Here is an 18,296-nt window from a genome sequence, read left to right on the forward strand (position 1 = left end):
AAAGAGCGGAGCCTTCAGGCTCCGCTTTTTTTTTGCCTGGAATTTGATGGTGCGTGCGGTTTGATTTGAATCCCTGAAAGGGTGCATAAAAGCCCCTAAAACTGGATACAGTTATATAAAACGCACCATTTAAATTCACAAAGGCGACATTTTGCCCTGTCGCAGTGCGGAATGAATTGATAAAGTCCGGCTCAATCTCCGTTAACAACTAAAAATTTGCCGAGACTTTTCATGATTGAATCCGTCGAATCCTTCCTTGCCCGACTCAAGAAACGCGACCCGGACCAGCCGGAATTCCACCAGGCCGTAGAAGAAGTCCTACGCAGTCTGTGGCCGTTTCTGGAGGCCAATCCTCACTACCTGACCTCGGGCATTCTGGAGCGCATCTGCGAGCCAGAACGCGCGATTACCTTCCGGGTGTCGTGGGTGGATGATCATGACAAGGTCCAGGTCAATCGCGGTTTCCGCATCCAGATGAACAGCGCCATCGGCCCTTACAAAGGCGGCCTGCGCTTCCACCCGTCGGTAAACCTGGGCGTGCTGAAGTTCCTCGCCTTCGAGCAGACCTTCAAGAACTCACTGACCTCGCTGCCCATGGGCGGCGGCAAAGGCGGCTCGGACTTCGACCCCAAGGGCAAGAGCGATGCTGAAGTCATGCGCTTCTGCCAGGCCTTCATGAGCGAGCTGTATCGCCACATCGGCGCGGACGTGGACGTGCCGGCCGGCGATATCGGCGTGGGCGCCCGGGAGATTGGCTTCCTGTTCGGCCAGTACAAGCGTCTGAGCAACCAGTTCACCTCCGTGCTGACCGGCAAGGGCATGACCTACGGCGGCAGCCTGATCCGCCCGGAAGCCACCGGTTTCGGCTGCGTGTACTTCGCCGAAGAAATGCTCAAGCGCAACAACCAGCGGGTTGAAGGCAAGCGCGTGGCGGTGTCCGGCTCCGGCAACGTGGCGCAATACGCGGCGCGCAAGGTCATGGACCTGGGTGGCAAGGTGATTTCCCTGTCCGACTCCGAAGGCACTCTGTACGCCGAAAGCGGTTTGACGGAAGAGCAATGGTCGGCCCTGCTAGAGTTGAAAAACGTGCAGCGCGGTCGCATCAGCGAACTGGCCGAGCGTTTTGGCCTGGAGTTCCGCAAAGGCCAGACCCCATGGGAACTGGCCTGCGATATCGCATTGCCCTGTGCGACTCAAAACGAACTGGATGCCGACGCCGCCCGCGCGTTGCTGCGCAATGGCTGCATCTGCGTGGCCGAAGGCGCCAACATGCCGACCACGCTCGAGGCTGTGGATATCTTCATCGAGGCGGGCATCCTGTTCGCGCCGGGCAAAGCCTCTAACGCTGGCGGCGTGGCCGTGAGCGGCCTGGAAATGTCGCAGAACGCCATGCGCCTGCTGTGGACCGCAGGTGAAGTGGACAGCAAGCTGCATAGCATCATGCAGTCGATCCACCATGCCTGCGTGCATTACGGCGAAGAAAATGGCCGGATCAACTACGTGAAAGGCGCGAACATCGCCGGTTTCGTGAAAGTGGCCGACGCGATGCTGGCCCAAGGCATCGTCTAAACCTCGGGCTCGATTAACACCACTTCGATCAACTGATCGCCGACGGGGCGCAGCCACAGCACCTCGTCACCCACCTGGGCGCCCAGCAACGCGCGCCCCAGAGGCGAACCCCAGTTGATCAAGCCCGCGTTGGCATCGGCCTGGTCTTCGCCGACCAACTGGATGCGCTGCTGCTCGTCCCGTTCATTGGCGAAGGTCACCCAACTGCCAATCTGCACCTTGTCGGTGGCCGTGGCCGGTGTCACCACTTGGGCGCTCTGAACCCGTTGGTTGAAATAACGCAAATCGCGCTCAAGGTCGGCCTGGCGCTGTTTATCGGCTTGCTCGCCCTTGGCGGACTCGGTGCTGTGTGCCTGCTGCAACTGCGCCACCTTGGTCTGCAACTGCGCCAGTCCCTGCGCAGTAAGACGATTGGGCTGCTCACTGACCTGACGCTCCACCGGCTGATCAGCCTGGGCGGCGGCGTTGTCTTCGTTTACAAAAGCTCGGCTCATGACGTTCTCCCTCTATGGAGTTTGGGCCATGGTCGCCGCGCTTTAGTTTCGATGGATGTCTGAAAGCGACCTATTGCGAGCGATAGGCCCTGGCGGCGTCGCGGTTTTTCTCCTGTTGCCAGGCGCGCTCGCGGTCATCCCAGTGGTTGTCCTTGTAGTCACGCAACTCTTCGTTCTCACGCATGGCCTTGCACTGGCGGAAACCGTCTTCCCAGCCTTCAGCGTATTCGCGGTCTTTGAGATAACGCGGCACATTCTTGCGAAACTCACCGCTGATAACGCCAGCCGCCTGGCGACCGCTGCTGCAGCCATCATCAAAACCATCGGCAAAGGCCGGTGGGTAACCCTTGGCCAGCAACTCCTCATGGGTCGATTGGCAGCCGGCCAACCACATCACTGCACACAGCAATACCGCAGACCGCCACATGGCGTACTCCCTGGCCGTTTCACGGCTGATAGGGAGAGTCTAGAAGGGGATTCGTTGGGCGGATGTGAAAGGCGTGTGAGAAAGGTGTTGCGCGTACCGAACGCTAAAGGCTAACCCATTCCCTGTGGCAACTGTCCTTATCGTGCCAAGCGGGCTTGTCCGCATTGGGCTGCGAAGCAGCCCCCGTAAACTCGATCGCACTATGCTTGGTAATGCTCGGCGGTTGGCTTTGGGGCCGCTGCGCAGCCCAACGGGAGCAAGCTCCCTCGCCACAGTTTCATCGCCAACTCTCAGTCGTAAAAACCCACTGTCTTTTTCAGTTGATCGGCATATTCGTAAATCTCATCGATGGATGAGATTGCGTGTCGGGTCTCATTTTTTTCCTCGTCAAATATCCCGAGGTATTTCTGAGTGCGATTGAAATGTAGGCGGCAAATGGGCTTGCGATTGTTGTCGTCTAGCAATATCCCAAAATAGCTTTGGGTATCTCTCTGGACAATCCGCTTGGCATCCACCACTGAGCGGACAACTGCCCGGACGATGTGATAACCCTCTAGCTCTTCAAGTGTGGTCAGGATCTTGTCTTCTGACTCATCTCGGTCCTGTGCATCTGAATTAGCGCTGTTTGCGACTGGCAATGATGCCATCGTCGGTTGTATAGCTCCGCTCATCGCGGACTTGAGTCGGTCGTTAATCTGATCGTTCAGAAACTGGGCTAGCGCTTTTCGTGTCAGTTCGAAAAACTGCTCACGCACTTTTTGCGTGATGACACCCTCGTAAACACGGGATGCAAAAAACTTCACGAAATCGTCTTCTGGTTTGCTGACCTGACTGCCAATGAGCTTTTTAAGTTGGCTGACGTATTTCAGCTCTCCGGCGGCATTGATGATGGAATCAACATCGAATGCCGACTTGGTGAGTTTGATCAACTCCGGCACCGCGTACTCGTCAATGTCCAGCAGGTCCAGTTCCAGAAATGGCTTTTCGTCCATTTTGTTAGGCGCATCCAAGTCGGTAAAAAACCTATAGACCTGGCCGTTGGTGAGAATTGAGATTCTTGCGCTCGTCACATGAAAATATCGAAAAAGCTGTGACGCATGGTTGATGCTCAATGACTCACCGATTTTTTTACATTCGATGAGTATTTGGACTTCGCCCTCTTTCATGATTGCATAGTCGATTTTTTCACCTTTCTTCGTCCCGACATCGCAGACAAATTCTGGCGTTACTTCCTGTGGATCAAATACGTCGTAGCCCAATACGGTGTTGATGAAAGGCATTACGAAAGCATTTTTTGTCGCTTCTTCTGTTTGAATGGCAGGGCCTTGTAATCGAACTTTCGCTGCCAAACTGGTTAGCTTTTCAAAGAAATCCATGGTGAACCTCTTACCTATTCAGATCCGTGTATAGATGGGATGGCAATTTGATTGCCATCTGATACTAGTCACAAAACCCCATAAAGTGAATGAAGTAAGAGCCAGTTTTGCTTGACTGAAAAAAGCTAAAAAACTGTCCGAATTTTCCTGTCTATTTATCAATAGGTTAGAAAAGATCTACAAGTTTGTGTGTATTGATGATGGATTCCGAAGGTTTGTTAGAACGGCATGCTCCTCCAATTCCTGTTGAATAAACGCCGCAATCATCGCGCGGTACACCTGCTCGGTGACATCAGGATTGGCGCCGGTTTCCTGGGATATCCCACGTACCTTGGCGATGACTTGCTCGACCCGTTGCGGCGCCTTGACGCCATCCGCGTCTTTTTTAAAGCCTGCGGCCTGGGATACGTAGCGACCGCGCTCAGCCAGCAGGGCGACGATTTGCTGGTCAAGGCGGTCGATGTTGATGCGGACTTCTTCCAGCGTCTTGCAGTTAACAGCCATGTTGTTGGGGCTCCTGGGTCAATAGTGATACCACTTCACCTCAAGCATCACTTCATTCACCGGCGTCGACAAGTGGCTGTACTCACGCTGTGCGCTCAGGCGCAGTCCCAGGTTGCGCGATAATTCCCACTGCTGGTTCAGGCTGATACTGCGACGCACCTCGCCATTGGTGAAGAAATCGCCCTTGGCTTCCAGGCTCAGGTTACCCAGCGGGTTTTTCCACAGCACGCCAGTGTTGAAGCCTGCGGCAGGTGAGATGGCTTCGTTGAAGTCGTTGTTGTGCTCCACGCGCACCGTGCCGAGGGCGAAGCCGAGCATGTCGTCGCGCAGTTGCCAGGTGCCGCCGGCGCCGCCGTTGACGTGGGCGACGAGGGTTTCGTCGTCGTGTTTGCCCGGTACACGTTCCAGGCCGCCGGTGACTTGCCATGACCACGGCTGCAACAGCGCGTTACGTGGGGTCAGGGAGCGGATGGTGGCCAAGTCCAGTTGCTGCAGTTGCCAGTGGTTGCCTTCGTACTGGCGCAGTTTCATCTGCAGGATTTCGATCTGCGCGCCCAGGGGGAAACCTTCGGCGTTGTCGTTGAGGTCGTGGTAGGCCATGCGCAGGCCGTATTCACCGAAGGCCTTGTCGCCACGGGTGCCGATGCCGGCTTGCCAGGTGCGTGATTCATGGCCGTTTTCCGGCAGGCCGGGCGGGGTGATCTTGAGGTCGGGCGCCGGGTTCTGGTTGATTGCGCGCAGCAATTCGAAGCTGCGCTGGGAGCGGGCGGTGTCGCGCTCCAGGCCGTTGGCGCGGTAGCGGCCGAGGCGGTAGGCGGCGTCAATGATCAGGGCCTGGCGCTCGCGGGGCAGGGCTTTGAAGGCGGGCTCCTGCAATTGTTTCTGGTCGTCGCTGATCTTCAGTACCCATTGTTGCTCGTCGCTGTCGAGCGGCTTGGCGCGCTCCAGCAATTCGCGCTCACGGGAAGGACGGTAGTCGATCTTCTCCACCAGTCCGGCCTCTTTCACGGCCTTGACCGTGTCGGTTGGGATGGCCGTGAGCGGGAACTGTTCGGTCAGGCGCAGGCCTGGGCGGGCCACTTGCAGCAGTTCCAGCAGGCGATACGAGCAGTTTTCGTCAAAGAAGAAGTAGTCAAACTGGATCTGCTTGAGCTCCCACACGTGCTCGACCATGCGTTCGGTCTCCACCTGTGTGAGGTTCAGGCGGTATTCCCACAGATCACGGTTTTCAAGACTACGGTATTCGGAAAGTTTTTCTTGGTAAGGCACCAGGGCGAACAGGCCGGGATAACCGCCCATCAGGCCTTTCCAGGCGTAAAGAATGCTGTTGTCGGAACCTTCGATGTAGGCGCCGAAGTTGATCGCGTAGCTGAGCAGGGCGGTGTTGTTGCTCTGCACGTCGGCCTGGTCGATGCGCAGCAGCGTGTGGCCGAACATCGACGACGGGCTGTTGAGGTAGGCCGCCGGGAAGATCATCACCGCGCTATGGGGGGGCGACGTCCTTGAACCATTGCTTGAATTCTGTGCAGTCCACGGCAGACAGGTCAGTGAGGTGCAACTGATCCTTGAGCCAGCGGGTCCGTGCGGGGTAAACGCATTGGGCGTGTTTTTCACCCAGGCTGGCCGGTGCGTAGAGCGCATCAACGGTGGCCTTGAGCTCGGCGTCCGGGTGGTGGGCGCCATCGGGCGCGAGGAAGAACTTTTTGTCGCTGACATAACTGCGCCAGCCACTGATCTTGCCGGCTTCGTAATGGCCAAGCGAAAGCCAGAACGGATCATTGGCCAAATGCTGCAAACGTTGATCATCAAGGTGCGGGGCCGCGTACAGCGGGGCGCAGGCGAAGAGTGCCATCCAGGCAAAGCGTTTGAGCATAGGGGCAACTTAAGTCGGATATAAAAGAGACCCAAAGGGGAGGCGGGTCCAAAATAAAACCCGCGCCAGGGTAGGCGCGGGCGGGTCGAGCTTAAGCCTGGGTCGCGTATTTCGCCAGACGGGCATCGCTTTTCAGTACCGCAATGGTGTTGTTGTGCACGTCGTCAGCGGTCACGTCAGCCTTGCTGAAGATCTGCTGGAAGTGCTCGTGGGTCACGGCCGCGAAGTGCTCGCGATCTTCCGGTGCCACACCCAGTACCACGGCGTAGGTAGTCAGCGCTTCGCCGTTACCCTTGGCCATGTCTTCGGACAGCTCGTTCATCATGCCATTCATGGCAATCCAGGACTTGCCGCCGTAGGTCAGGGCGCTGTTGGTGTTACAGCCGTTGGTGCCCGAGGTCATGCCGAAGGTGGCGTTACCCGACGTACCGTTGGTAGTGGATGCCAGGAAGTGAGCTGGCGTGCCGCGCTGGCCTTCGAACAACATGTTGCCCCAACCGCAGTTCGGGCCACCTGGTGCTTCTGCCATTGCATTGAGGGAGACGACGGTGAAGAGAGTACCAAGAAGGATCCGTTTCATAGCTTTGTTCTCTTTGTGTGCAAACCAATGGACAAGGGTTCAGGCGCGTCGCAGCGCCCTAGGGGCCAGTTATTAGTCCAACCCGCGCAGTTTGGAGTTTAGGCACGTTCCAAGGGTTCCGTGTATTTTTATAAAACAATCAGCAATGTCGCGATATTTCTGCAGGTCGCATCCCACGTCTATGCTTTCCCGAAAGCGCGCCTTGCCAGAGCGCGCAACCGGGAGCCAGAATGCCGTCATCTGCCCCGCCTGATGTAAGGAAGCCCGATGCCTGATCCTGTTGCTGCCAGCTTGCGTCTAGCGCCCGAAGCGCTGACTCGCCCTTTCTCCGCTGAACAGTTCAGCTTCTCGACCACCAATGATTTGGAGCCCTTTCGCGGTGTGCTTGGCCAGGAACGTGCGGTTGAAGCGTTGCAGTTCGGTGTGGCCATGCCACGCCCCGGTTATAACGTGTTTGTCATGGGCGAGCCCGGTACCGGCCGCTTTTCGTTCGTCAAACGCTACCTGAAAGCCGAAGGCAAGCGCCTGCAGACCCCGGCGGATTGGGTCTATGTGAACAATTTCGATGAACCTCGCGAACCGCGCGCCCTGGAATTACCGGGCGGCGCTGCGGCGGCGTTCATCAACGACATCAACGGTTTGGTCGACAACCTCGTCGCCACCTTTCCGGCGGTCTTCGAACACCCGACGTATCAACAGCGTAAAAGCGCCATCGACCGCGCCTTCAACCAGCGCTACGACAAGGCATTGGACGTGATCGAACGCCTGGCCCTGGAAAAGGACGTGGCGCTGTACCGCGACAGTAGCAACATCGCTTTTACCCCGATGCTCGACGGCAAGGCGCTCGACGAGGCCGAGTTCTCGCAGTTGCCGGAAGCCGATCGCGAGCGTTTCCACACGGATATTTCCGAGCTGGAAGAACGTCTCAACGAAGAACTGGCCAGCCTGCCGCAGTGGAAGCGTGAGTCAAACAACCAACTGCGCCAGTTCAACGAAGAAACCATCACCCTGGCCCTGCAGCCGTTGCTTGCACCGCTGTCGGAAAAGTACGCGGAAAACGCCGCCGTCTGCGGTTACCTGCAAGCCATGCAGGTGTACCTGCTCAAGACCGTGGTCGAGCAATTGGTGGATGACGCCAAGACCGACGCCCAGGCGCGCAAGTTGCTGGAAGAACAGTATTGCCCAAGCCTGGTGGTAGGGCATCCGGTCAACGGCGGCGCCCCGGTGGTGTTTGAACCGCACCCGACCTACGACAACCTGTTCGGCCGCATCGAATACAGCACCGACCAGGGCGCGCTCTACACCACTTATCGCCAGCTGCGTCCGGGCGCGCTGCACCGTGCCAACGGCGGCTTCCTGATCCTGGAAGCCGAAAAAATGCTCGGCGAGCCGTTTGTGTGGGACGCGCTCAAGCGTTCCTTGCAGTCACGCAAGCTGAAGATGGAATCACCGCTGGGCGAACTGGGCCGCCTGGCCACCGTGACCCTCAACCCGCAGATGATCCCGTTGCAAGTCAAGGTGATCATCATCGGTTCGCGCCAGTTGTACTACGCGTTGCAGGACGCCGATCCGGATTTCCAGGAGATGTTCCGCGTACTGGTGGACTTCGACGAAGACATCCCGATGGTCGACGAAAGCCTGGAGCAGTTTGCCCAGTTGCTTAAAACCCGCACCTCGGAAGAAGGCATGGCGCCGCTGACGTCGGACGCGGTGGCGCGGTTGGCGACTTACAGCGCGCGGCTGGCGGAGCATCAGGGCCGTTTGTCGGCGCGTATTGGCGACTTGTTCCAGTTGGTCAGCGAGGCAGACTTCATTCGTCACCTGGCGGGCGACGAGATGACCGATGCCGGCCATATCGAGCGCGCCCTCAAGGCCAAGGCCACGCGCACCGGGCGCGTCTCGGCGCGGATTCTCGACGACATGCTCGCCGGGGTCATCCTCATCGACACCGCCGGTGCGGCGGTGGGCAAGTGCAATGGGCTGACGGTGCTGGAAGTCGGTGACTCGGCCTTCGGCGTGCCGGCGCGGATTTCCGCCACGGTGTATCCGGGTGGCAGCGGCATTGTCGACATCGAGCGAGAGGTCAACCTCGGCCAGCCGATTCACTCCAAGGGCGTGATGATCCTCACCGGTTACCTGGGCAGCCGGTATGCCCAGGAATTCCCGCTGGCGATCTCGGCGAGCATCGCGCTGGAGCAGTCCTACGGTTATGTGGACGGTGACAGTGCGTCCTTGGGCGAGGCGTGCACCTTGATCTCGGCCCTGTCGAAAACGCCGCTCAAGCAGTGCTTTGCCATCACCGGCTCGATCAACCAGTTTGGTGAAGTGCAGGCGGTGGGTGGGGTCAACGAGAAGATCGAAGGTTTCTTCCGCCTGTGTGAAGCGCGCGGTTTGACGGGTGAGCAGGGTGCGATCATTCCCCAGGCCAACGTCGCCACATTGATGCTGGATGAGAAGGTGCTACAGGCCGTGCGTGCAGGGCAGTTCCATATCTATGCCGTGCGCCAGGCCGACGAGGCGCTGAGCCTGCTGGTGGGCGAGGATGCCGGTGAGCCGGATGCCGAGGGGCAATTCCCGGAAGGCACGGTGAACGCGCGCGTGGTAGAGCGGTTGCGCGCGATTGCCGAGATGATCAGTGAGGAAGACCTGAAGGAAGCGGAGAAGGAGCTGGCACAGCAGGCGCTGGCCGAAGCCAAGCCCACCTGATGGCGGCGTGATGTAGTGGCTGGCTGGCGGGCTGTTGTGGCGAGCGGGCTTGCCCCGCGTTGGGCTGCGCAGCGGCCCCAAAACCAAACAACGCAATCACACTGGTACACCGCAGCGGTCCTGATGGGGCTGCTGCGCAGCCCAACGCGGGGCAAGCCCGCTCGCCACAACAAGCCCCATAGCCACAACAAGCCCGCTCACCATAGGACGGGCTAATCCGTCACAAAGTTGGCGCAGCTGTAGGGCCAACGCCCGTTGGTCCCTACAACCTTGGTTTGTCGTGGTTTTCTTCTATTCTGTGCTCAAGGGATATCCACAGGAGTCGCGGGATAGAAACAGCCTCGCCCCAGGCGCAGGTTGAACACCGATCTACCGAGGGTCGCCGCCATGCCGCGCAACCTTTGCCTCACCCGCCAGTGCTTCGGCCTGGTCACCCGTATTGAATGTTCCATTCGCCCTCTTGCGGGGGATAACGGGATGTGGACGTTGTTGTTTGCCGCCGGAATGACCGGTGAGCAACCTTCCACCATCAAGTCCCAAGGCCCGTTCCCCGGGCCCTTCGCGGCGGAAAATATTCTGGAATCCATCGTGGACAGCCTGACCCAGCACGGCTACGAGACGGCGGCTGACCCGCAGATCTGGTGCCTGCACATGCAGGCCCATCTGCGACAGCTTAATGGTGACACCCGGCACTGAACGCTATTTGCTTTCGGGCTTGTCCAGTTTGACCTCGAAGCCGTATTGCACAGTGCTCAGGTCTGTGCGCTGGTAGCTTTCCAGGGTGGTCGGCTGGCCGTAGAAGTAATGCACGTCAAACATCGCCGTGCCGTACTCCTCGGCGCGGTGGCTGACGCCGAGGATTTCCTTGAGGTAATTGCCGCTGGCGTCCTTGGCGTAGAAGCGCCAACTGTCGGCGGGGAAGGCCTTCTGGTCGACGATCAGCGCGTTGTCCTTGAGTTCGAGTCCTTTGGGCAGCTTGCTTGCATCAATCTCGTTCTTCTCGATGGTCGCCAGAAACAGCGGAATCGAACCCACCACAAAGGCCGGGTTTTCCGGGAACAAGTTGAGGTCGTAGGTGAGCGTGCCACGTGCCGGGTTGAGTTCGAAGGCTTCGGTCGGCAGCTCGATCGGCTCGCCGCGCTCGCCTTTTTCGTCGGCGGTGAAAAAGGTCACCGGTGATTCGCTGCTGTTGCGCTCGCTGCCCACCAGGTCGTCGTTGAAGGTGAACGGGTGATCGAACACGATGTGCGCCGCGCTGGCGTCTTCGACTGACTGGCTGATGGTGACGCTGTTTTTCAACTGGTCTTCGGTCATGCTCGCGTCTTTTAGCCAGTTGGCGGCGCTGTCGTCATACACGGTGACCGGCATCGGCAGGGGCTGTACGGTTTTCTGCAGGCTGTTCTTGTCGAAGCGCAACACCGGCAGGTCGAGGTCTTTGCGGGTGCGCGTGGCGGTGGAAAAATCCAGCACGTTGACTTGCAGGGAGTCGATCACGCCATTGAAGTACACCTTGGCGTAATGGCTGCTCTGCTTGTGCTCGAAGGCTTTCTGCTCGTCGGTCAGCTGTTTTTCGAACGCCTCCGACCAGGCCTTCTGCTTTTGCATCTCGGCCAGTTGTTTCTCGTAGAACGCGACCTGGGCGTTACTTTCGTTGATCGAACCCGAGCGGGTAAGAAACTGCCCGGTGCTGTCCCGCGCCTGAACCAGCAAAGGGTTGGGCGATTCGTCGCCGACGTCCGATGCCAGTGGTTGGCTGTTGGTCAGCTCGATCTCGGCGTAGTTCTTTTCCAGCAGAACCAGGTTGAGGGTGATATTGCCTTCGGTGCGCTTGTGGCCCACGTCCTTTTTCGACAGATCAAACGTCAACACTTTGCCCGGTGCGACCACTTCAACGGTGCCCTTGAGGCTGACAGGCTGTGGCTGGCTCTTGTTTTCCGTCTCGATGCCCTCGATGAACGGGTAGGTCACCGTCAGGTCGTCGGGGTTGGTCAAGTTGGAGCTGCTGGGGCTCAGTTGGATGCCCGGATCGGTTTCGGACCATTCCGGCTGGAAGGGGATGACTTTGTTGTTGCTCAGGGTCACCGACTGCCATTCCAGCCCGTGGGGGAAAGGGAATTGGTCGGGGACGTTGAAGTTGAAGGGGAAAACCGGCTGCAGGTCGGTCAGATAGTCGGAGTGGGAGGTCTTGCGCAGTACGAACAGGCCATTGATGTAGGTGTCCACCAGCGCCTGGGGCGTGGGGTAGTGCTTGAGCAGGGCGAGGGTGTCTTCACCGTATTCGGCTTCGATAGGCTTGGTGGCGAGCTTGACCCTCGCCCGCTCCAGCAACAGCAGCGAACCACCCAGGTCGGCGACGGCGTCGCGCAGCTTGGGGTCCTGGATGCTGTCGAGGGATTGTTCGAACTTGGCGGTTTTCTCTTCGAGGGTGGTCTGCTTCTGTTCGTCGCCGGGGGAGCAACCGCCAGCCAGCAGCAATGCCGCGCACAGGCCGATATTGGCCAAAGGGGATCGCACATCCATCATCTGAGTTTTTCCTGTCCGACGTCATCGAGCCGAGTTGTTATTGGGCTCGACACTAGCAGAAAAATTCTCTTACAGATGCCGCACAGGTCAGTTTTCTCGCGGTTACAGCTGTCTTGTGGCGGCTGGTATACTCGCCGCCATTTCTAGCCTAGCTGTGTGAGATCCAATGGAACGCTTTATCGAAAATACTATGTATGCCTCACGCTGGCTGCTGGCGCCGATCTACTTGGGGCTGTCCTTGGGCCTGCTGATCCTGGCGCTGAAGTTTTTCCAGGAAATCATTCACGTCATTCCTAACATTTTCACCATGTTGGAAGCCGAAGTGATCCTGCTGTTGTTGTCCTTGATCGACATGGCGCTGGTCGGCGGCTTGCTGGTGATGGTGATGATTTCCGGCTACGAGAACTTTGTCTCGCAGCTGGATATCGATGAAAACAAAGAAAAGCTCAACTGGCTCGGCACCATGGACTCTTCGTCGCTGAAGATGAAAGTAGCGGCCTCCATCGTGGCGATTTCGTCCATCCATCTGCTGCGTATCTTCATGGACGCCAAGAACGTCGATCCGCAGCACCTGATGTGGTACGTGATCATCCACATGACCTTCGTGGTCTCGGCGTTTGCCATGGGTTACCTGGATAAGCTCACCAAGCACTGATGCCCCGCGCCGGCCTTACTGCTCGACGAAATAGTAAGGCTGGCGGTTGATCGACATTTGCTTGATCACCTTCACCGGGGTCGCCAGGTCGTTGGTATGGTCCAGCAACGCAACGTTGCCGGGCTTGGCGCCGAGGTAGCTGTGCAGTTCTGCCTCGGTTTTCAGGATCGGCAAATAGGCCTGCAGGTAGAACACGCTGGCCCCGGCGATGCGTTCGTTGGGCTGGAACAGCGCCACTTCCTTGCCTTCGTCCTTGTAAGCCTGAGCCTGACTGATCACTGGCACGAATGACTGGCGCACGTCGGCTTTGGGCGCGAACCAGAAGGCGGCGATCAGGTAGCAACCCACCGCCAGGGTGAACACGCCGCCCACCACGCTTCTGTGATGTTTGTGCAGCGCGGGTTTGTGGGTTTTCAGCCAGTCCACCAGCACCCGTGCGTATTCCGCAGCCAGTACGGCGGCGGCTGGAGTGAGTGCCATCAGGTAAACGGTGCGTTTGCTCGATGCCAGGGTCAGCAGGGTGAATTGCGCCACCAGCCAGATGCTGAAGAACAGGTGGTAGCGATTGCGCACCAGGCTTTTGCGGAAATGCCACAGACCCAGGTACACCAGAATATTCCACGGCAGGAACGCCTCGGGCAGCTTGGCGATGTAGTAGTAGAACGGCTCGTAATGCCCGGCCTCGACAAACGAGCCGCTGAACCGGCCGACGCTGTTGGTCAGCAACACTTCGGCCACCGCCTGCATGCCGCCGCGCTGGAACAGGAACCCCAGCCAGATCACCAGCGGTATCAGCGCCAGCAAGGTAAACAGCGCTGGCTTGAGCCAGTTGCCAATCTGCAGGCGTTTGTCCATCAGGCTGGTGCTGGCCAGGTACACAAAGATCACAATGCCCGGCATAGCCAGGCCCAGCACGCCTTTGCTGAGGGTGGCGATCACCATACCGGCAGTAAACAGTGCCCACGCGCCGGTGCTGGAGCCCTGGCGATCAGGCCGCACGGCCTGGTAGAACGCCAGCAGCGCAGTGGTCACGCCGAGGGTGAGCAGCGAATCTTCACCGACGCCACGCGCATTGCTCCAATAGCTGGCCATGGTCGCCAGGATCAACGCGGCGCTGAACGCCAGCGTCTGCGGACGCCCGAACCGGCGCAGCATGCTGTAAAGCAGCATCACGCTGAATAAACCGGCGAATGCCGAGGCCAGGCGCACGGCCCAGGTAGTGCCGCCGAACAGGCGAATCGCCCCGGCGTCGAGCCACAGGCTCAGGGGTGGTTTTTCCAGGAAGGGCTCGCGAAACAACTGGGGCACTACCCAGTTATTGTCCAGGTGCATGGCCATGGCGATCCCGGCGACGCGGGCTTCGGTGGAGCCTTGCAGCTCATGGTTGCCCAAGGCAAAGAAGAACAACAGACCAGCAAGCAGAAGCAGCAGGGGGACGGGACGCGTCATGGGTTGTGGCTACCAGGGCAGGAGGACCGTCCGGGGGGAACGGTCATTGCAATGGGCTAGTATCCGTGGACGTTTCTGAATATTTCGTGAACGAGTGTTGGATTTTTGTAAGGTCGGTCAGGGAGCCATCAAGCTAGGCAGTGCGGCTTGACCTTGCGGGCTCAGCACGGGCTGCAGTTGCTCCCAAGTGAAGCTCAGCTCGTTATCGCAGCCATCGCCCTGAGCGGGTGTTGACAGTTGCAGCCCGTGGGTGTTGAAGCTCAAGTCGAACGAGGAATAGCTGGTCACGGCCGGGCACCCTTCGTCCGTGGTGGTCTGCTTGGCCAGCCAGGTGCTGAAAGCGGCCGGCAGTTTGACCTGGCCCGAGTAGGGCGTGTCCCATTGCTCATGGCCGCCCAGCCACGTCCAGGGGTCGACCTTTTCACCCGTTTGCAGGTTCCAACTGTGCAGGCCCCAACTGATTCCCCCGCGCCCGTAACCCGCCGACCAACGATAGAACCGTACGGTGATCCAGTGCGATGACCAATAGAACGGTTCCACCGTTATCTCGCTGGTCGCGGTGCTGCCGCCCTGGTCCAGTGAGTTACGCCGCTCTCTATAAAAATCGGTCTGGCCGTCCGGATTGATGGCCATGCGTGCGAGATCCCGGTTGATCTTATCGATGGCTTCCCCATCGCCTTCGAGTTTCAGGATGACCTGCCCGCCTTGGGTCTTCACCTGATAGGCGTGTTCGGCGAAGGTCTTCTTCTCGACCTTCACCGCAGGCGGCGTGGCCTCAAGCGGGTTGTTATAGGTGTCGCTGGCACAACTGTCCGTGTCCGCGCGCTTGAGCATCAGCGCCAGGCTTTTACCGCCGATGGCTTTGCTCCAGCTGCCGGTCAACGTATCGCCTTGCGGATCGTCCAACTGCCAGAAACCGGTTTGCCCTTCTTCCACCCAGGGCTCGCTGGCGTTGGCTTGGGTCAGTTGAATGGGCGTAAGAATCCGTTGGTAGTAATAACTGCCATTGGCGCCGTGGGCTCCATTGAAGCAGACGGTAATCGCGGATTTGCCCAAGGTGCCCGTCCAGACACCGGCCAGGTCGGCGGCGGTGGCAAGCAGAGGCGTGCAGGCGAGGGCGAGAGCGGCGAGTGGCTTGAACACGGGTATCGGACTTCCGGATGTCTGATAGAGGAGAGCAGGGTAATGGGAAGTGCGGAGCTATTCCAGACAGGGACTGTTTTACGCTGAAGGCTTTACATCTTTATCTGGTCAAATTTACCCGGCGCAGAAAAACGCCACGGCACGCTGAACGCGGCGCCTCCCCTTATCAGCGCTGATTGCTTCATGATGGCCGGCCACCAGCGAACAAGATTGTGTGCCTTATTCCAGTAGGTCTCGCTGCTCCAATGTTTCGCCAGGCAAAAAATGGGCAGCCCGCAGTCTCGGAATGCCTGCTTTTCAGCATGCCCTTTGGTAAATCGATCTTGAGAGATAACAACCCAGTCCCCTTCATCGCGAAGCACTGATATCCAGGAAATGTCACTCGCACTCAGAGGGAATTTATCCTTGAGTGGGACTACACCATGCTCATGGACGTGTGAAAGCTCATTCAAGGCTCGCGCTAGCGCAGGTGGCAGGTTGTGGTCCAGAAGGAAGTTCAAGCCGCATGCCTTTGTTCGAAGTCGATAGCGGCTTTTACAGCAGATGTGGGGATCTCATAGAGCAGGGCAACACGTTTGGTATCCTGTCCTTCCGCCTCATAAGCACTGAACAGTGCGGCTGTGTCGATACCGGCCCCCGTCAGTACCGGTTTCCCGAAATTTCTGGCGGGGTCCAGGACGATTGCCTTGCTGCGTTTTATCGGATACCAGCGTTGGGCAGAGCCCTTGCCGGTGTAGTCGATCCCTTCGTACAACGATGGGCTGATCACCTGTTTGAAGGCGTACTGTTTTTTGATCAGGTCCAGCAGTGTCTCGTCGCCTGTTTCATCCAAAACAGTGGCGAAAATGTTGCGGCCGTCTGTTTGGAAGCGTTTGCAGGTAAATGGATAGGATTGGCCAAACAGTTCAGAGGCTTGCCAAGAGGCGCAGCGAATGGCTTGCAGGCTCACTCCATGCTGACGAAATGCGTGCACGAAGCGGATTTCGAGCAGGTCGTGGAAACTCAGTATGCAATCGTTCACCTCCCTGAGTTCCGATTGCCAGAGGCCTGGATGATGAATGCCATTGGCACGATAGCCAAACAACCATCTACGAATATCTGACGCAGGAATGCCGGTGTAGAGGGACGCTTCACTGGGCGTATAGAGACCAACGCCCACCAGGGGGCTGGGCGAAATGATGCTTTGCATGAACGGCCTCCTTGTCGTGGGTTGGCGTGCTGGAGTGTGCGTGCTCAAGTGATCGCGTTCAATCATCGGCAGACGAGCAGTCGTTTGAAGCGTATTCGAGCCATTCAATCCGCGCCAGTTCATCCCAGTCGCGCCAACGTGCAGGACTTTTCCGGCGGCTTACGTCGGCGCAAGTAGTCCATGTCGATAATCCGTGACAGCTAAACACCTTCATTAAAGCAGAGAAGAAACTCCTAACCCGCCTCTAATGAGAAGTATTATCATGTATATCTTTCCGCAGCTGTCCCCTGGATATCACACCGATGGCCTCATCTTCTTCTGCCCATCAGGTCGTGGGCGAACTCTACGCCCAACATCACAGCTGGGTGGTGCAGTTGCTGCGGCGCAAGTTGGGCGGGCAGGAGCAGGCCCTGGATCTGGCGCAGGATACCTTCGTGCGTATCTTGAGTAGCGGCACCGTGCCGATTTTCCGTGAGCCGCGTGCCTACCTCACGACGGTCGCGAGCCGTTTATGTGGGCAGTATTTCCGTCGCCAGGCGTTGGAGCGCGCCTATGAGCAGTCGCTGACGACCCTCGAACCCGAACACATGCCTTCGCCGGAAACCCGCTTGCTGGTACTCGAAGCGCTGGATGCCGTAGGCCAGGTGCTGGACGGGCTGGGCAGCAAGGTGCGCGAGATTTTCCTGCTCTCGCAGCTCGATGGCCTGACTTATCCACAGATCGCCGAACGGATGGACCTCAGCGTGAATGTGGTGCAAAAGGCCATGCTCAAAGCCTATCGCCACTGCTACCTGGCGGTGTACGCGGCATGAATCGCTTCAAGTCCGCCAACGATCAACCCTTGGACGAATGCGTGCTGGACCAGGCCTTGAACTGGATGGTCACCCTGCAATCCGGTACCAGCGGCGCCGCCGAGCAGCACGCCTGCCAACAATGGCGCAACGAGCACCCGCAGCATGAATTGGCCTGGCAGCGCTTGGCCGGGCTCAGCCGCGACATGCGCCTCAATACCCACGCGCTGCCGGCGCCAACGGCCCGGCAGTTGCTGCACGCACGGGGTGTTCCATCGCGGCGCACCCTGCTCAAGGGTTTCGCCGGTCTTGGCGTGGCGACTGCCCTTGGTCTGAGTGTGCGTGAGCGCGTTTTGCTGCCGGAGCTGTTCAGCGATTACCACACCGACACCGGGGAACGACAGCGCCTGAGCCTGGCCCATGCTGGCGAATTGCAGTTGGATGCCCGCACCGCTATGGATGTCCGGGGCGCCCGGCTGACCCTGAACCTCGGTCGGTTGTTGTTGACCACCGGTACCCGCAACGACACCGCGATCCAGACGGCCAATGGTTGGGTACGGCCGTCGGCATTGTCGCGATTGGTCCTCAGCCACGACCTGCCACGTCAACCGGGCACGCTCGTGCAGATGCTTTCAGGCAGTGCCTCCGTCGAACCTTTACGCGGCATCAGCACCCAGCTCGGCACGGGCGAGCAAATGAGCTTCAACCGTCTTCAGAGTGGGCCGTCGATAGCCGTGTCATCTACTGCCGACGCCTGGACTAAAGGCCTGTTGATCGCCGAACGCACGCCGCTGGTCGAGGTGCTTGAGCAGCTCGATCGCTACCGTCGCGGCATGCTGCGCTGCGATCCCGCAGTGGCGCGCTTGCAGGTATCCGGCTCGTTCTCGCTGGACCAGCCCGAGGCCAGCCTGGACCTGCTGGCCAAAGTGTTGCCCGTGCGTGTGCAACGGGTGTTTGGCTACCTGGCCACTGTCGTGCCGGCCTGACCTGAAATTATTTTTACATCGAGTGGCAGGT

The 18,296-nt window shown here is 58.7% G+C and carries 16 protein-coding genes and 1 pseudogene; 6 read left to right on the forward strand and 11 right to left on the reverse strand.

Annotated elements, in window-relative coordinates; translation table 11 throughout:
• The first annotated feature begins 231 nt into the window (after positions 1 to 231).
• Positions 232 to 1,569, forward strand: coding sequence for an NADP-specific glutamate dehydrogenase (gene gdhA, locus HX868_RS21360; RefSeq protein ID WP_177004287.1), 1,338 nt, complete (start codon positions 232 to 234; stop codon positions 1,567 to 1,569).
• Here the strand turns inward: gdhA and HX868_RS21365 are convergent.
• The 6 genes and pseudogenes from HX868_RS21365 to HX868_RS21390 all read right to left on the reverse strand — a co-directional run bounded on the left by HX868_RS21365 (position 1,566) and on the right by HX868_RS21390 (position 6,823).
• Positions 1,566 to 2,063 (reverse strand): GreA/GreB family elongation factor, encoded by a 498-nt coding sequence (locus HX868_RS21365; RefSeq protein ID WP_177004288.1) that lies wholly within the window; start codon positions 2,061 to 2,063, stop codon positions 1,566 to 1,568. The genes gdhA and HX868_RS21365 overlap by 4 nt on opposite strands.
• Before the next feature lie 70 nt (positions 2,064 to 2,133).
• On the reverse strand, positions 2,134 to 2,490 hold the full coding sequence (locus tag HX868_RS21370; RefSeq protein ID WP_016976780.1) for a hypothetical protein: 357 nt from the start codon (positions 2,488 to 2,490) through the stop codon (positions 2,134 to 2,136).
• Between the two features lie 290 nt (positions 2,491 to 2,780).
• A complete protein-coding gene (locus HX868_RS21375) occupies positions 2,781 to 3,866 on the reverse strand; it encodes a type I restriction endonuclease (RefSeq protein ID WP_177004289.1) in 1,086 nt (361 codons plus the stop codon).
• Between the two features lie 177 nt (positions 3,867 to 4,043).
• Entirely contained in the window at positions 4,044 to 4,370 is a 327-nt protein-coding gene (locus HX868_RS21380; RefSeq protein ID WP_177004290.1) for a chorismate mutase, read from the reverse strand.
• Positions 4,371 to 4,388: 18 nt separating this feature from the next.
• A pseudogene (locus HX868_RS21385) lies at positions 4,389 to 6,243 on the reverse strand (Lnb N-terminal periplasmic domain-containing protein).
• A 91-nt stretch (positions 6,244 to 6,334) separates the two neighbouring features.
• A complete protein-coding gene (locus HX868_RS21390) occupies positions 6,335 to 6,823 on the reverse strand; it encodes a DUF3015 domain-containing protein (protein ID WP_016976782.1) in 489 nt (162 codons plus the stop codon).
• A gap of 267 nt (positions 6,824 to 7,090) precedes the next feature.
• On the opposite strand from HX868_RS21390, the gene HX868_RS21395 reads away from it, so the two are divergent.
• Both HX868_RS21395 and HX868_RS21400 read left to right on the forward strand, forming a co-directional pair.
• Positions 7,091 to 9,529 carry a Lon protease family protein gene (locus HX868_RS21395; RefSeq protein WP_028617999.1) on the forward strand — a complete coding sequence of 813 codons (2,439 nt, stop codon included), beginning with the start codon at positions 7,091 to 7,093 and terminating at the stop codon, positions 9,527 to 9,529.
• 387 nt (positions 9,530 to 9,916) lie between these two features.
• The gene (locus tag HX868_RS21400; protein WP_016976784.1) at positions 9,917 to 10,225 is read left to right on the forward strand and encodes a PA4575 family protein; all 309 of its coding nucleotides are present in this window, start codon (positions 9,917 to 9,919) and stop codon (positions 10,223 to 10,225) included.
• A 3-nt stretch (positions 10,226 to 10,228) separates the two neighbouring features.
• Here the strand turns inward: HX868_RS21400 and HX868_RS21405 are convergent, their stop codons facing one another.
• On the reverse strand, positions 10,229 to 12,052 hold the full coding sequence (locus HX868_RS21405) for a hypothetical protein (protein ID WP_177004291.1): 1,824 nt from the start codon (positions 12,050 to 12,052) through the stop codon (positions 10,229 to 10,231).
• A 166-nt stretch (positions 12,053 to 12,218) separates the two neighbouring features.
• Here HX868_RS21405 and HX868_RS21410 point away from each other — a divergent pair, with 166 nt between their 5' ends.
• Entirely contained in the window at positions 12,219 to 12,707 is a 489-nt protein-coding gene (locus tag HX868_RS21410; protein ID WP_005791582.1) for a TIGR00645 family protein, read from the forward strand.
• Positions 12,708 to 12,722: 15 nt separating this feature from the next.
• Here HX868_RS21410 and HX868_RS21415 read toward each other — a convergent pair whose 3' ends face one another.
• The 4 genes from HX868_RS21415 to HX868_RS21430 form a co-directional block, all read right to left on the reverse strand.
• Entirely contained in the window at positions 12,723 to 14,156 is a 1,434-nt protein-coding gene (locus tag HX868_RS21415) for an ArnT family glycosyltransferase (RefSeq protein ID WP_177004292.1), read from the reverse strand.
• A gap of 117 nt (positions 14,157 to 14,273) precedes the next feature.
• Positions 14,274 to 15,299, reverse strand: coding sequence for a hypothetical protein (locus tag HX868_RS21420; RefSeq protein ID WP_177004293.1), 1,026 nt, complete (start codon positions 15,297 to 15,299; stop codon positions 14,274 to 14,276).
• Positions 15,300 to 15,391: 92 nt separating this feature from the next.
• On the reverse strand, positions 15,392 to 15,799 hold the full coding sequence (locus HX868_RS21425) for a PIN-like domain-containing protein (RefSeq protein ID WP_177004294.1): 408 nt from the start codon (positions 15,797 to 15,799) through the stop codon (positions 15,392 to 15,394).
• A complete protein-coding gene (locus HX868_RS21430) occupies positions 15,796 to 16,383 on the reverse strand; it encodes a DUF433 domain-containing protein (protein WP_177004362.1) in 588 nt (195 codons plus the stop codon). The genes HX868_RS21425 and HX868_RS21430 overlap by 4 nt, the downstream gene beginning before the upstream one ends.
• 407 nt (positions 16,384 to 16,790) lie before the next feature.
• Here HX868_RS21430 and HX868_RS21435 point away from each other — a divergent pair, with 407 nt between their 5' ends.
• Together HX868_RS21435 and HX868_RS21440 are read left to right on the forward strand one after the other, a co-directional pair.
• The gene (locus tag HX868_RS21435) at positions 16,791 to 17,300 is read left to right on the forward strand and encodes a sigma-70 family RNA polymerase sigma factor (RefSeq protein WP_177004295.1); all 510 of its coding nucleotides are present in this window, start codon (positions 16,791 to 16,793) and stop codon (positions 17,298 to 17,300) included.
• Positions 17,297 to 18,265 carry a DUF4880 domain-containing protein gene (locus HX868_RS21440; protein ID WP_177004296.1) on the forward strand — a complete coding sequence of 323 codons (969 nt, stop codon included), beginning with the start codon at positions 17,297 to 17,299 and terminating at the stop codon, positions 18,263 to 18,265. Before HX868_RS21435 ends, HX868_RS21440 begins: the two co-directional genes overlap by 4 nt.
• Positions 18,266 to 18,296 lie beyond the last annotated feature (31 nt).

Source organism: Pseudomonas reactans (assembly GCF_013385825.1).
Taxonomy (GTDB): domain Bacteria; phylum Pseudomonadota; class Gammaproteobacteria; order Pseudomonadales; family Pseudomonadaceae; genus Aquipseudomonas; species Aquipseudomonas reactans.